General features: G+C 64.7%; 13 protein-coding genes. 1 reads left to right on the top strand and 12 read right to left on the bottom strand.

Features of this window, described 5'->3' with window-relative positions; all coding sequences use genetic code 11:
• Position 1: 1 nt before the first annotated feature.
• The 12 genes from EJ070_RS12365 to EJ070_RS12310 form a co-directional block, all read right to left on the bottom strand.
• Positions 2-661 (bottom strand): GntR family transcriptional regulator, encoded by a 660-nt coding sequence (locus tag EJ070_RS12365; RefSeq protein WP_040973628.1) that lies wholly within the window; start codon positions 659-661, stop codon positions 2-4.
• Between the two features lie 22 nt (positions 662-683).
• Positions 684-1,568, bottom strand: a complete 885-nt coding sequence (locus EJ070_RS12360) for a dihydrodipicolinate synthase family protein (protein WP_126091614.1) — start codon at positions 1,566-1,568, stop codon at positions 684-686.
• A gap of 104 nt (positions 1,569-1,672) precedes the next feature.
• Positions 1,673-3,061: a chromate efflux transporter gene (gene chrA / locus EJ070_RS12355; RefSeq protein ID WP_126091613.1), complete on the bottom strand. Its 1,389-nt coding sequence runs from the start codon at positions 3,059-3,061 to the stop codon at positions 1,673-1,675.
• Complete coding sequence (locus tag EJ070_RS12350) at positions 3,058-3,876, bottom strand: sulfurtransferase/chromate resistance protein (RefSeq protein WP_126091612.1); 819 nt, start codon at positions 3,874-3,876, stop codon at positions 3,058-3,060. The genes chrA and EJ070_RS12350 overlap by 4 nt, the downstream gene beginning before the upstream one ends.
• 139 nt (positions 3,877-4,015) lie before the next feature.
• Positions 4,016-4,792 carry an SDR family oxidoreductase gene (locus EJ070_RS12345; protein WP_126095718.1) on the bottom strand — a complete coding sequence of 259 codons (777 nt, stop codon included), beginning with the start codon at positions 4,790-4,792 and terminating at the stop codon, positions 4,016-4,018.
• Positions 4,793-4,803: 11 nt separating this feature from the next.
• Entirely contained in the window at positions 4,804-5,616 is an 813-nt protein-coding gene (locus tag EJ070_RS12340) for an SDR family oxidoreductase (protein WP_126091611.1), read from the bottom strand.
• Entirely contained in the window at positions 5,613-6,614 is a 1,002-nt protein-coding gene (locus EJ070_RS12335) for a sugar phosphate isomerase/epimerase family protein (protein ID WP_126091610.1), read from the bottom strand. The genes EJ070_RS12340 and EJ070_RS12335 overlap by 4 nt, the downstream gene beginning before the upstream one ends.
• Before the next feature lie 40 nt (positions 6,615-6,654).
• The gene (locus EJ070_RS12330; RefSeq protein ID WP_126091609.1) at positions 6,655-7,422 is read right to left on the bottom strand and encodes an SDR family NAD(P)-dependent oxidoreductase; all 768 of its coding nucleotides are present in this window, start codon (positions 7,420-7,422) and stop codon (positions 6,655-6,657) included.
• 11 nt (positions 7,423-7,433) lie between these two features.
• Positions 7,434-8,555 carry an ABC transporter ATP-binding protein gene (locus EJ070_RS12325; protein ID WP_126091608.1) on the bottom strand — a complete coding sequence of 374 codons (1,122 nt, stop codon included), beginning with the start codon at positions 8,553-8,555 and terminating at the stop codon, positions 7,434-7,436.
• Positions 8,552-9,448 carry a carbohydrate ABC transporter permease gene (locus tag EJ070_RS12320; protein ID WP_126091607.1) on the bottom strand — a complete coding sequence of 299 codons (897 nt, stop codon included), beginning with the start codon at positions 9,446-9,448 and terminating at the stop codon, positions 8,552-8,554. Before EJ070_RS12320 ends, EJ070_RS12325 begins: the two co-directional genes overlap by 4 nt.
• Positions 9,441-10,376 carry a sugar ABC transporter permease gene (locus EJ070_RS12315; RefSeq protein ID WP_126091606.1) on the bottom strand — a complete coding sequence of 312 codons (936 nt, stop codon included), beginning with the start codon at positions 10,374-10,376 and terminating at the stop codon, positions 9,441-9,443. The genes EJ070_RS12320 and EJ070_RS12315 overlap by 8 nt, the downstream gene beginning before the upstream one ends.
• A 55-nt stretch (positions 10,377-10,431) precedes the next feature.
• Positions 10,432-11,697 carry an ABC transporter substrate-binding protein gene (locus EJ070_RS12310; RefSeq protein ID WP_126091605.1) on the bottom strand — a complete coding sequence of 422 codons (1,266 nt, stop codon included), beginning with the start codon at positions 11,695-11,697 and terminating at the stop codon, positions 10,432-10,434.
• Between the two features lie 134 nt (positions 11,698-11,831).
• On the opposite strand from EJ070_RS12310, the gene EJ070_RS12305 reads away from it, so the two are divergent.
• Positions 11,832-13,028, top strand: coding sequence for an ROK family transcriptional regulator (locus EJ070_RS12305; RefSeq protein ID WP_189350503.1), 1,197 nt, complete (start codon positions 11,832-11,834; stop codon positions 13,026-13,028).
• Positions 13,029-13,091: the final 63 nt, after the last annotated feature.

Below are 13,091 nucleotides of genomic sequence, written 5' to 3'. Positions count from 1 at the left end.
CTCAAATCTGGAGCGCCAGCCGGCGCGCATTGTCGATATGCTGGCTGATCGCCTCGACCGCCTTCTGCGGATCGCGTTTCTCCAGCGCATCGATCACCGCCAGATGTTCGCGCATGACCGGCACGACGCGACCGTCGATGCGGAAGCGCTCCTGGTGGATGAGCCTGATCTTCACCGAATTGACCAGATAGGCCTTGGCGATGATTTCGTTGCCGAGCGCGCTGATGAAGGTGTCATGCATGGCCCAATCGATGTTCTGTGCCTTGGCTTCCATTTCCGGCGTCGGGGTCTGCGCCAGCGCCTGGGCGAGCATGTCCTCGTGCTCGCGCCTGAGACGCGCGATCTCGGCATCGGAAGCGTTGACGGCAAACAGCGCGACCGCCTCGCGCTCCATGAACAGGCGGAACTGGAAGGCCTCGCGGATCAGGCTGATGTCGATATGGGCGATCTGCATGCCGCGCTGCGGGATCGTGGTCAGCAGCCCCTCGGCCTCGAGCCGCGGCACGATCTCGCGGATGGCGCCAAGCGGCAGGCCGGTAAAGGCAACCAGCTCGCGCTGCGACACGAACTGGCCCGGCCTAAGGTCGCGGGCCAGCAGATGCCGCGTGAAGCTGGCATAGGCCTTTTCCCTCAGAGTTGCCGGTTCGCTCGTGTCGTCCATGCCGATCAGCGTCCTCCGCCGCTCATGCCGCTTGTGTCGAAAATAGCCTGTCGTAGGCGGCACCAAGCTGCTGTCGCTGCTGCAATGCCACCTCCTCGAGCGGCGGCCGGACCGTCAGCCAGCGTTCGTCGCCTGTCTGGCGCGCCACCATGGCCTTCACCGCCGGGATGACCGGATGCCTGAGCAATTCGAGGACGAAGCCCTCCACACGGGAATCGTCGCGCCCGCTTTCGATCATGGCGCGAAGCTCGCCCGCGGCGAAATTGGCCATGCCGGAAATCGCGCCCTGGCCGCCGATCCGCACCGCCGGCGCCAGATGCCGTTCGTCGCCGATCAGGATGATCAGGTCGCCATGCGTCTTGAGCACCGCTTCGCTGTACGCCCAGTCTCCGCCCGAATCCTTGACCCCGGCGACCACGCCCGGATACGCCCTGCGCAGCCGGCCGATCAGGTCGAGCGAGAGCTGCACCGTCGTGACCGAGGGGATGTTGTAGAGCAGCATGCCGCGGGCAAGCGGACCGAGCGCGGCGAACACGGCCGCAAACCAGCCGAACAACCCATCGTCGCCGACATTCTTGAAGTAGCTCGGCGGCGCGAGAAGGATGTTGCGGGCGCCGCGTTGCAGGGCCTGACGGCACTGCTCCGCAGCATCTTCCGCCGCGTCGACGAGCACGCCGGCGACGAGCTGATCGGCCGAGATACCTGACGCAAGCATGGCATCGATGACCGCCTGCCGCTCCGCCGTGCCGACGGAAGCGCCTTCGCCCGTGGTGCCGAACAGCGTCACGCTGTTGCAGCCGGCATCGAGACAGGCTCTGGCATGCGCGGTCATCAGCGGGATGACAATCCGCCCGGATGCGTCGAAGGGCGTAGTGAGGGCAACCGACAGACCAAAGCGCGACGCCACTGCAAAGTCTCCAAATTCATCAATCTGCAAGTAGCCGTATCATGCTGACATGTTAGTTGTAAACAAGCAGATCGATCACGCTTGGCTGCGGTCGGAAAGATTTTTCACAATGCCTGCAGAGCCAGTCCTGCCAGCGCCGATCCGGCCAGCGTCGGCAGCATGCCGGCTTTCAGCCTGAGCATGGCGACCATCGCAGCCGCCGACAGCAGCGCCGCGCGCCAATCGAGCGAGGAGTAGACCGGGACCTCCACGCCCCAACCGACACTCTCGACCTTGCCGAAGACGACATGCAGCGCGAACCACAGCGCGAGGTTCATGATGACGCCGACGACGGCCGCCGTGATCGCGCCGAGCGCCGCCGACAGCGCCTTGTTCTGCCGCAACTGTTCGATGTAGGGCCCGCCGAGGAATATCCAGAAGAAGCAGGGCGTGAAGGTGGCCCAGAGCGTCAGCACCGCCCCGAGCGACCCCGCAAGCAACGGGTTGATCGCGCCGGCATGGCGGTAGGCGGCGGCGAAGCCGACGAATTGCAGCACCAGGATCAGCGGTCCGGGCGTCGTTTCGGCAAGGCCGAGCCCGTCGACCATCTGCCCGGGCGAAAGCCAGCCGAACGAAGTCACCGCCGCCTGAGCGACATAGGCGAGAACCGCATAGGCGCCGCCGAAGGTGACGACGGCCATCAGGCTGAAGAAGCCGCCGATCTGCGTCCACACGCTTCCCGGTCCCGCCAGCACGGCGATCAGCGCCACCGGTCCGAGCCAGAGCGGCAGCCAGATGGCGATGGTGCGGGCCGCGTGCCATTTGGTCGGCACGGTGTGGCCAAGCTCGCCGCGCTCGAACATCAGGTCGACCACGCCGCTTCTGTCGGCGACGGTGCTGCCCTTGCCGTGCGCCGAGCCGGAAAACAGCCCTGGCGCGAAGCGATTGCCGATCCAGCCGATCAGTCCTGCCGCAAGCACGATCAGCGGAAACGGCAGCTTGAGGACATAGATGGCGAGGAAGGCCGCCACCGCGATGGCCACCATGGCGCGGTTCTTCAGCGCTCGTTTGCCGATGCGGATCACCGCCTCGACGACGACGGCAAGCACCGCCGCCTTGACGCCGAAGAACAGCGCCTCGATGACCGGCGCGTCGTTGTAGAGCATGTAGAAGCTGCTCAGGCCGAGCATGACCAGCGCGCCTGGCAATACGAACAATGTGCCGGCGACGAGGCCGCCCGCTGTCCGGTGCAGCAGCCAGCCGATATAGACGGCGAGCTGCTGCGCCTCGGGGCCCGGCAAGAGCATGCAGTAGTTGAGCGCGTGCAGGAAGCGTTCCTCGCCGATCCAGCGGCGCTCCTCGACCAGCTCCTTGTGCATCATTGCGATCTGCCCGGCCGGCCCGCCGAAGGAGAGCAGGCCGATCTTGGCCCACAGCCGCGTCGCCTCGCGGAAGGTCGGCGCGGCCGGGACTTCGGCCGGCCGCGCAGCGCCGTCCTTGGCAAGCACGGTCATTGTGCCTTGCCTCCGGCCGGCCAGTTATGCGTCTCATCGGTGGCGTCGCGGCACCAGCGGAAGAAGGCATCGTAGAGCAGCATGCTGGCTTCGAGTTGCTCCAAGTCGTCGCGGAACATGCGCGACAGGCCGAGCGAGGCGGCGAGGAATCCGGCCGCCTGCGGGACGAGATCGAGACGCGCCGTGTCCGCCCCGCGCACGACGAGCGCCAGACGATCGAGCGCTTCGATGCGCAGGCCGAATTCCTCGATCATCGTGTCGAAGGTGCAGCGCTCGCCGCGGTGGCTCCAGAACACGCCCTCGATGTCGAAGGGAACCGCGGCGAAGCGGTCGGCCACCAAATGCACCTCGGCCGGGTCGACGAACAGGAAGACGGCATCGGGATCGACGAAGCGGCGGATCAGCCACGGACAGGCGATGCGGTCGACCTTCGGGCGGGAACGGGTGACCCATACGGTGCGGCCCTTCTCGTTACGGGGCGGGATGGCGCTGGACGTGACCAAAGGGGCATTGCCGGCGGCCCAGGCCTCGAAGCCGCCTTCGAGCGATTCCGCAGGAATGCCTTCGTGGCGCAGCCACGCGGCGACGCCTTGCGACAGCTTCTGCCCCTTCTGGCAGATGACGACGGCTTTTGCTCCGGAGAACTCGGCAGCCCAGGTCGAGACGGTTCTGAAATCGCGCCGGCGGGATGCCGGCAGCAGGCGTGGATCGGCCTGGTAATCGTCATCGATGCGCACGTCGATGAGAACAGGCGCATCCGGCACCCCGACCAGACGGGCAAGTTGCGGGACAGTTATTGCGGTGGTTGATGGCATGGCGTCCACCTCCTGAACGAAGAGAGTTTGGACGCGATCGTTGGGCTGACGCCTCACGGGGTCGTCGCGGGGAACCCCTTGCAATGATGCTGGAACGGTCCCCGCCGATTGTCAAGGAAGAGCTTCTACGCTCGTCCCGTCACAGCGATGCCGTGATGCCGCCGTCGACATAGAGGACGTGGCCGTTGACAAAGCTTGATGCATCCGATGCCAGGAAGACCGCCGCCCCGATCAGTTCCTCGACCTCTGCCCAGCGGCCGGCAGGCGTGCGTTTCTCCAGCCAGGCGGTGAAGTCGGCGTCGGCGACCAGGGCGGCATTGAGTTCGGTGTTGAAATAGCCTGGACCGATCGCATTGACCTGCAGGCCATATCGCGCCCAGTCGGTCGCCATGCCCTTGGTCAGCATCTTCACGGCACCCTTGGTCGCCGTATAGGGTGCGATGCTCGTGCGTGCCAGCTCGCTCTGCACGGAGGCTATGTTGACGATTTTGCCGTGTCCGCGCGGGATCATGCGGCGTGCCACAGCCTGGCCGACATGGAACACGCTGTCGATATTGGTCGCCTTGAGCCTTTCCCAGGCATCCAGCGGAAATTCCTCGAGCGGCGCGCGAAACTGCGTGCCGGCATTGTTGAAGAGGATCTCGATCGGACCGATTTCGCTCTCGATGGCATCGACCGCTGCCGCCACGGCGGCCGCGTCGGTCACGTCGAAGGCGCGAGCGTGAACCTTATGGCCTTCGGCGGCGAGCCTTGCCCGCGCCTCCTCCAGCACGCTTTCGTTGCGCGCGTTGAGCACCAGCTCCGCGCCTGCTTCGGCCAGGCCGCGGGCGATCGCGAAACCTATCCCCTTCGAGGATCCGGTTACCAGGGCGAGCCGGCCGGAAAGGTCGAAGCGCTTGATGGCAGTTTCCCTCATCGTCACGTGCATCACCCCGGAAAGATCGTGAAGCCGCCGTCCACGCGGATCACCTGGCCGTTGATGAAGCGGGCGCGCGATCCGGCGAGGAAGGCGACAGCCTCGGCAATCTCTTCAGGCTCGGCATAGCGGTTCAGGGAACGCTTCGACGAATCCATCCTGGCCGGATCGACGACGCGCGTCGCCTGGAACCGGGCGGTTTTCGTCGCCCCCGGGCTGACTGCATTGACCCGCACGCCCTCGTCGATCAGTTCCTTGGCGAGGCAACGGGTATAGTGGACGACAGCGGCCTTGAGCGTCGAATAGACGACCTCCGGCGAGCAGCCGAGGTGAGCGGCCGCCGAGGCGATATTGATCACCGAACCTGACCCGCGCTTCACCATCGGCGGCACGAAGGCCTGGCAAACCAGCATGGTGCCGATCAGGTTGTTTTCGGTGAGCACCTTTATGTCCTCGTAATCGATGTCGAGGGCGTTGTTGGGGTTGGGCTTGGTTCCCTTGGCGCCGATGTCCCCGCCTGCGCAGTTGACGAGCACATGCACATCGCCGAGTTCCGCCTCGATCTTGCGCTTCATCTCGGCAACGGCGGCACGGTCGCCGATATTGCCGGTGACCGCGGTGACCCGGGTGCCGTGTCGTCCCAGGTGCCTTGCCGATTCACCGAGGTCGGCGAACTCGCCATACTTCGCCGGTTGGGTCCAGTCCAGGTCGTGGATTGCTACGTCCGCCCCGAGTTCCGCCAGCCGGTCGGCCATGACGTGGCCGAGGCCGCGTCCGGAACCGGTGACGAAGGCGGTGACGCCGCTGAGTTCGCGAGTTGTCATGAGGGGTTCTCCAGAGTCATGAGGCCGAGCTCCTTCATGTTGGCGGCGCTACGCCGGATCATGTCGAGCTCGTAGGAAACCAGGGCGCCGTCGACCCCGCGCTCCCAGGGAGTGCGGAAATCGGCATCGTCGGGCAGGCGATTCTTTTGCGCGGCGGCAAGGCAGGCGGCGAATTCGCGCGCGGTTTTCGGCGGATAGCCGTTCCACCAGTCGTCGAGAAGAAAGCGCACATGGCGCGCCTCGAGCGCGCCCGGCTCGAGCACGGCGGTGAGTTCGTCGTGCAGGTCGCCGAGCAGGGCCGCGAGGTCGCTGAAGGGCACGGCGCCGTCGCCGATGGCGCAGCGCACGAGCCGATATCCTTCGCCCGTGAACTGAACGCGGTAGTCCTTCAGGTGGACATGTCGCACATAGGGTGCGATGCGGCGGGTGAAGTCGAGCGGCGCCTCGGCGACGGGAAACGTATTGCCGGTGTCGAACGTGATGCCGACCCCTCGCCCGCCCGTCTCGCAGAACGCCACCAGCTCGGCGCTGCCGAAATCCTGATGGTTCTCGATGGCGAGCACGCGGCCTTCGGCTTCGGCCCGCGGCCCCCATTGCTGAAGCGCCGACCTGATCGAGGCGTTGAGCTCGCCCCATTTGTCGCCCCAGGCATTGCGGTCACCGCACAGAACCGGTGTCAGGCCGAGCCGGATAGTCTTCGCGCCGAGCGAGCGGGCGGAACGGAACGCGCTCTCCAGCGGCCCCATCATGTTGAGCCCGGCGCTGACGACGGGCGTCATCCCAAGCCCATCGAGCCGCTCCTTCAGGGCGGTCAGCCCGTAATCGGACATTTCCGCCAGCCATGGATCGTAGATCTCGAGCGTGCGTGCGCCGAGCTCCTCGGCCAGGGCGATGAAGCCTTCCAGCCCCGCGCCCTTGGGGTTGGCGCGCGGCGTGCCGCGGCCCTGCAGCCCAAGATGATAGGTAAGCCCATAGGGGTTCAAACCAACGCGCAGCATCAGGCCAGCCGATCGAACGAGGGGAAACGGAGAACCTGCATCAGCTCAGGCCCGCATCGACGGTGATGGATTGCTTGGTGATCATGCGGCTGTCGTCGGCGGCGAGAAAAAGCGCCGTGCGGGCGATCTCGTCGGCCAGCAGAACCCGCCTGATCAACTGGCGCCCGACCATCTGATCGACGGACTCCGGCGTCGTGTACCAAAGACGGCGCTGCCGCTCGGTGATCACGGCGCCCGGCTCGATGGCGTTGACGCGGATATTGTCGGGACCGAAGGCGCGGGCCAACGACCGCGTCATGCCGATGATCGCGGCCTTGGCCGTGGCATAGGCGGTCATCTGGTCGGCGCCGAAGCGCCAGGAGGTCGAGGAAAGGTTGATGATGGAGCCAAAGCCCAGCGACTTCATCTGCGGATGGACGGCCTGGGCGGCGAAGAACTGATGCTTCAGATTGACGTTTTGGGCATGATCCCAGTAGTCCGGCGTCACTTCAGCGACTGCGTGGCGGTCATCATTGGCGGCGTTGTTCACCAGGACGGCAACCGGCCCGGCCTTTTCCCGCACATTCTCGATCGCTGCGCGCAGGGCCGCGATGTCGGTCACATCGCATGGCAGGAACAGAGGCGCGTGGCGCGTGGCGCCCGCAAGCTCCGCCTTCAGTTCCCGGCCGACCGCTTCCTGAATGTCGAGAAAGGCCACGCGCGCCGCGTTGGCCGCAAAGGCGCGAACCATTTCGGCGCCGATGCCAGAGGCTCCTCCGGTGATCAGCACGACACGGTCTGCGAGGCTTGGATAGGTAGCGAATGTCAAAGGCTGAGCTTTCAAAGAAGGGATTGGGTCGTCGGATCGAAGAGGCAAGCCCGCGCCATGTCGATGCCGAGCGTCATTGTCTCGCCCATCCGGGGGGCGCTGTCCGGGTCGAAACGGCCGGTGACTTCGAGATCGCCGAAGCGAAGCACCGCCAAGGTCTCGGCACCCGTGGGCTCGACCAGCTCGACCGGGGCCTTCACCGCCGCAACGGCACGCTTGCGGTGCTTCAAGTCGTCCGAAAAGCGGTAGATATGTTCCGGCCGCACGCCAAGCACGACGTTCCTCGGCGCGCCGGCCGGCACCGGCTGGGCAAGTTCCAACGCTGCCGTGCCGCCATCCGCGGTCCGAACCGTGACGCAGGGCCGGCCCGCCCCGTCGCCGAGCTCGGCGGGAATGAAATTCATCGCCGGCGAGCCCATGAAGCCCGCGACGAACATGTTGGCGGGGCGGCTGTAGATCATCTGCGCGGCGTCGAACTGCTGCACCGACCCCTGATGCATGACGGCAATGCGCGAAGCGAGCGTCATCGCCTCCACCTGGTCGTGGGTGACATAGACCGTGGTCTTGCCGACACGGTTGTGCAGCTTCTTGATCTCGGTGCGCATGTCGACGCGCAGCTTGGCATCGAGGTTGGAAAGCGGCTCGTCGAACAGGAAAAGCTTCGGGTCCCGCACCAGCGCCCGGCCCATGGCGACCCGCTGGCGCTGGCCGCCGGAGAGTTGCCCGGGCTTGCGGCCAAGCAGCGCCTCGATCTGCAGCAGCGCCGCGACGTGCTTGACGGCTTCAGCCTGATCGGCCTTCGGCACGCCGCGGCTCTCCATGCCGAAGGTGATGTTCTGGCGCACGGTCATGGTCGGGTAGAGCGCATAGGACTGGAACACCATGGCGATGTCGCGGTCCTTTGGCGGCACGGAATTGACGAGCCGGTTGCCGATTCGGATTTCACCCGACGTCACGCTTTCAAGTCCGGCGATCATGGCAAGCAGGGTGGACTTGCCGCAACCGGAAGGTCCGACGAGAGCGATGAACTCTCCCGGCTGCGCTTCGAGGTTGATGCCCTTCAAGACGTCCACGGCGCCGTAGCTCTTGTAGAGATTGCGAATGGTCAGGGCGGATAGGGATTGGCTCGTCATTTGATGGCGCCCTGTGTCAGACCGCGAACGAAGTATTTGCCGCCAAAGAGATAGATCAGGAGCGGCGGCAGCGCACCGATCAGCACGGCGGCGCTCATCACGTCGTAGCTGCGGGCGGTCGTGCCGCTCGCCGTCAGCGCGACGAGCGCGGCTGTGATCGGCTGCGCCTGGCCGGACGTGAAGACCACGCCGAACAGATACTCGTTCCAGATGCCGGTGAACTGCCAGATGACGGTCACGATCAGAATGGGCGGCGACAGCGGTATTATGATCTTCCAGAAAATCCGCCAGAAGCCGGCGCCGTCGATGCGCGCCGCTTTGATCAGGTCGTCGGGGATGCCGACATAGTAGTTGCGGCAGAACAGGGTGGTGAAGGAAATTCCCTGGACGACATGCACCAGGATCAGGCCGTAGGTCGAGTTGGTCAGACCGAGCTTTCCAAGAACGAATGCCCAGGGCATCAGCGCGATCTGCCCCGGCATGAAGACACCGAGCAGCATCAGGGTGAACAAGACCTCCGAGCCCTTGAAGCGCCATTTGGACAACACGTAGCCGTTCACGGCGCCGAGCAGCGTGGAAATGATCGTCGCCGGAATGGTCATCCACAGCGAGTTCAGGAAATTCCGTTGCATCCCCTGGCAGGTGCCGGCGATGCAATAGGTGCTCCAGGCCTGCGCCCATGCCTCCAGCCGGAAGGTCTTTGGCAGCGAGATGAGCCCGTCGCGCGCGATCTCCGCCTGCTCGCGGAAGGAATTGAAGACGACCACGAAGAGCGGGATCAGATAGATTGCGGCGAAGACCGTGAGCAGGCCATAGATCGCGAACCGGCTCCAGAAGTGCCTGCGGCTCGCTGCGGCCGCTTCCAGGTCGATGGCGGCGGCCAGTTCAGCCATTTCCTGCCTCCGCCCGGCGGCGCCACACCACCCACAGCGAATAGGGCACCAGCACCACGGCAAGCGCCGCCAGCATCATGACCGCGGCGGCCGCGCCCTCGCCGATCTCGCCACGCTGGAACATCAGATCGTAGACGTAGATGGCGGGGAACGTGGTCGAGATGCCCGGCCCGCCGCGGGTCAGGGCTGCGACGAGGTCGAACGTCTTGATGGCGAACTGGATCTGGATGACGGCGACCGCAAGGAAGATCGGCGCGATGGTTGGCAGAATGACCTTCCTGTAGGTGCGCACGACCGATGCGCCGTCGATCTGCGCCGCCTTCACCAGATCCGGATCGACCGAGCGTAGGCCGGCCAGAAAGAGCGCCATGGCGAAACCGGAAGACTGCCAGACGCCGGTGATGATCACCGCATAGATCGCGTGGTTGCGATCGCTGGTGAGCGCGAAGCTGAAGTCGCTCCAGCCCAGCCCGCGCACCAGCGCCTGGATGCCGTCGACCGGATTGTAGAGCCAGCTCCAGACGGTGCCGGTGACGATGAAGGAAACCGCCAGCGGGTAGAGGAAGATTGTCCGCCACACCGCCTCGCCGCGCACGCGCTGGTCGATCAGGATGGCCAGCAGCAGCCCGACCGCCATGGAGCCCACGATGTAGAAGCCGCTGAAGAGGAAAAGGTTGGTGTAGGCGATGTTCCAGCGCCGGTTGGACCAGAGCGATGCGTAGTTGTCGAGGCCCGCAAAGCCGTAGCTCGGCAAAAGTGTCGAGTCGGACAGCGACAGATAGAGCGTCCAGCCCGTGAACACGAAGACATAGACGAAGCTCGCCGCGAGCGAAGGGGCGAGCACGAGGATCGGCACGATCGATCCCAGACGATCCCGCCACGAGCGGGCGGGCACGGCTATCGGAACGGAAAGGTCGTGGATGGACATTGGGCTTCCTGCCGGCCGGGCGCCGGCGCGATGTCGCGCCGGCGCTCTCCGCACGTCATTCCTGCGCTTCGGCGGCGTCGGCCATGGCGTTGGCCGCATCCTTGGCGGACATGTCGGGCGTCGCGACGAATTCTGTGATCGTGTCCATGATGGCGCCGCGGACCTTTTGCGGGATGGTCATGTTGTGGGCCATTGAGCGGACCAGCGTGCCCGCCTCGATCGAGGCCTGCAGGTCCTTCTGGGACTTCTGCTGGCAGGGATTGAAGCCCTTCGACAGATCGACATCGAGGCGCGCCGGGATCGAGCCCTTGGCCTGGTTGAAGACGGTCTGGAACTCCGGCGACAGAATGGTGCTGGCGAGCAGCTTCTGGCCCTCCACATAGTCGGGATCCTTCTGCTGGAAGAACACGACGGAATCGGAGTTCAAGATGAAGCCGGGCTTGCCCCAGTCGGTCGGCGCCTGGGCGCAGACATAATCCGTTCCTTCCTTGAAGCCGGCGGCGGTGAGCAAGCCGATCGTCCAATCGCCCATGATGTGGAACGCCGCCTCGCCGCGGCCGACGAGAGCCGACATCGAATCCCAGTCGCGCCCGTTCATGCCGGGGTCCATGTACTTGGACGTCATGATGCGGAATTGCTCGAAGGCCTTGACCATGCCGTCGCTGCGCATGGCGTCGACGTTGCCTTCGACGAAGGCCTTGCGATAGAGGTCGAGGTCCTGGCCGTAGACGACGACTTCGAAGACGGTGGAATCGGTCCAGTCGGCGGTCGAGTGCGAGATGCAGATCTTGCCGGTGGCCACGATCTTGTCGCAGGCTGCGTTGAATTCCGCCCAGGTCTTCGGAACTTCCGTCACGCCGGCGGCCTGCATGACTTTCGGCGACGCCCATATCCAGTTGATGCGGTGGATGTTCATGGGTGCCGCCACCCACTTGCCGCTCGGCTTCATCACCGGCAGCAATTCCGGCGCCACCACCTTCTCCCAATTCTCCGCCTTCGCGAGATCATCCAGATCGGCGGTCATGCCGGTCTTGTTCCATTCAGCGATCTCGGGACCCTTGAGCTGAACCGCCGGAGGAGCATTGCCTGCGATCACGTCGGCGCGCAGCTTGGCAAGCGTGTTGGCGGTATGGCCGGCGATCGAGGTCTGTTGCCATTTTCCGCCCTTCGCCTCGAACATCTCGCCAAGCTTGGCGATGGCCTGCGCGTCCGATCCGGTCGCCCATTGGTGGAGCAGATTGGTCTTCGGCTCGGCGAGTGCTGTGTTTGCAAGAAAGGCAAATGCCGCCGTAGCGACAAGGGTCGCCCTCAGATATCTCATCGTCTCACTCCCATTTGATTTCAGCACGGTTCATCACGACCGTTTCGTCGAGACCGCCCGCGCATCGCAGAAGGTCTCTAGTTTTTTCTAGAATGATCAAATACGATCGACAGTCAAGGAGTTTTAAGACGAAAATGACAAAAAGCCTGCTCAGATCGCTGCTGGACGGTCAACCTCCGGGCACGCCTGAAAGTCTGATTGTCCGCTGTCTCAGCCAGCGCGGCGCCATTTCCGCCGCGCAGATTGCCCGGCTCGCCGGCTTGGCCCGCTCGACCGTCTCGACGGCTCTGACTGGCCTGAGGAAGTCAGGGATCGTGGTGGAACTGGCGGCAGCTGACGAAACGGCCAAAGGCGTCGGCCGGCCGCCGGCGACGCTGACGCTCAATCCTGAAGCCGGCACCTGCGTTGGCGTTCATCTTAGTCTCGACGAGATTCGGGTCGCTGTGGCTGACGTCTCGCATTCATTCATTTCTGAAAAAATTATCCCCCTCGGCCTGGATTATCCTCCGGACCGGGCGGCAAAGCTCACCAAGGCGGCGATCGCGCAATGCTACGAGGAGAACAGCTTGTCTGCGTCCGGCCTCCTGGGTGTCGGGGTTTCTGTGTCGGGACCGGTCAGCCCCGAAGGCTTCGTCCAGCGGGCCAGCATCGTTCCCACTTGGGCTGGCGTCAACATCCGACATGTCTTTGGGCCGGTGCTGGAGCAGCCGATCTTCGCTGCCAATGAAAGCAACTGCGCCGCCATTGCCGAGATGATGTGGGGCGCCGCCGTCGGTTACGAGGACTTTGTCCTGTTCAAGATCGACCTCGGGGTCGGCGGAGCGATCGTCCAGCACGGACGCGTCGTGACCGGAATTGCCGGCGGCGCGGGCGAATTCGGTCACATGAGCATCGATCCATCGGGCGATCTTTGCCGCTGCGGCAATCGAGGCTGCCTGGAACTCTACGCCAGCTTCAACCGGCCATTGGAGCAGATCGCGCGCGTGACGGGCCGGCGCGTCACGATGGACGACGTGATCCGCATGGCCGAGCAGGGGGATGTCGGAGCATTGCGCATGATCGAGGATACCGCCGAAATGGCGGGCCGCGGCCTGGGCATGATCGGATCCGTTCTGAACCCGCCCCTCATCATCATCGGAGGACGCATGGCGCTCGCCGGCGACATCCTGCTTACGCCGCTCATTGCAGCCTATGAACGGCACACCCTAATCAAGGCGCGGGACGTCGCCCCCGACAGGCGCACGCGAATAATCATCGGCAAGCACACCGAAAACGATGTGCTGCTTGGAGCCGTCGGCCTCGTCCTGAGCCATTACGGGCGACTTCAATAGCCATGGGGACCGGCAAGGACTGCGCCAGGGGAAGGATAGCACGAAGCATCGCGAGTTAAGCCT

The sequence above is a fragment of the Mesorhizobium sp. M1E.F.Ca.ET.045.02.1.1 genome (assembly GCF_003952485.1).
Classification (GTDB): domain Bacteria; phylum Pseudomonadota; class Alphaproteobacteria; order Rhizobiales; family Rhizobiaceae; genus Mesorhizobium.
The sequence above is the reverse complement of the archived record's forward strand: the minus strand, read 5'-3'. Positions and strand labels throughout refer to the sequence as shown.

Excerpts from the sequence above, each read along its gene's own strand:
- EJ070_RS12365 (WP_040973628.1), bottom strand. The coding sequence starts at position 661 with ATGGACGACACGAGCGAACCGGCAACTCTGAGGGAAAAGGCCTATGCC.
- chrA (WP_126091613.1), bottom strand. The coding sequence starts at position 3,061 with ATGACCGTGCTTGCCAAGGACGGCGCTGCGCGGCCGGCCGAAGTCCCG.
- EJ070_RS12350 (WP_126091612.1), bottom strand. The coding sequence starts at position 3,876 with ATGCCATCAACCACCGCAATAACTGTCCCGCAACTTGCCCGTCTGGTC.
- EJ070_RS12345 (WP_126095718.1), bottom strand. The coding sequence starts at position 4,792 with ATGAGGGAAACTGCCATCAAGCGCTTCGACCTTTCCGGCCGGCTCGCC.
- EJ070_RS12340 (WP_126091611.1), bottom strand. The coding sequence starts at position 5,616 with ATGACAACTCGCGAACTCAGCGGCGTCACCGCCTTCGTCACCGGTTCC.
- EJ070_RS12335 (WP_126091610.1), bottom strand. The coding sequence starts at position 6,614 with ATGCTGCGCGTTGGTTTGAACCCCTATGGGCTTACCTATCATCTTGGG.
- EJ070_RS12325 (WP_126091608.1), bottom strand. The coding sequence starts at position 8,555 with ATGACGAGCCAATCCCTATCCGCCCTGACCATTCGCAATCTCTACAAG.
- EJ070_RS12320 (WP_126091607.1), bottom strand. The coding sequence starts at position 9,448 with ATGGCTGAACTGGCCGCCGCCATCGACCTGGAAGCGGCCGCAGCGAGC.
- EJ070_RS12315 (WP_126091606.1), bottom strand. The coding sequence starts at position 10,376 with ATGTCCATCCACGACCTTTCCGTTCCGATAGCCGTGCCCGCCCGCTCG.
- EJ070_RS12310 (WP_126091605.1), bottom strand. The coding sequence starts at position 11,697 with ATGAGATATCTGAGGGCGACCCTTGTCGCTACGGCGGCATTTGCCTTT.
- EJ070_RS12305 (WP_189350503.1), top strand. The coding sequence starts at position 11,832 with ATGACAAAAAGCCTGCTCAGATCGCTGCTGGACGGTCAACCTCCGGGC.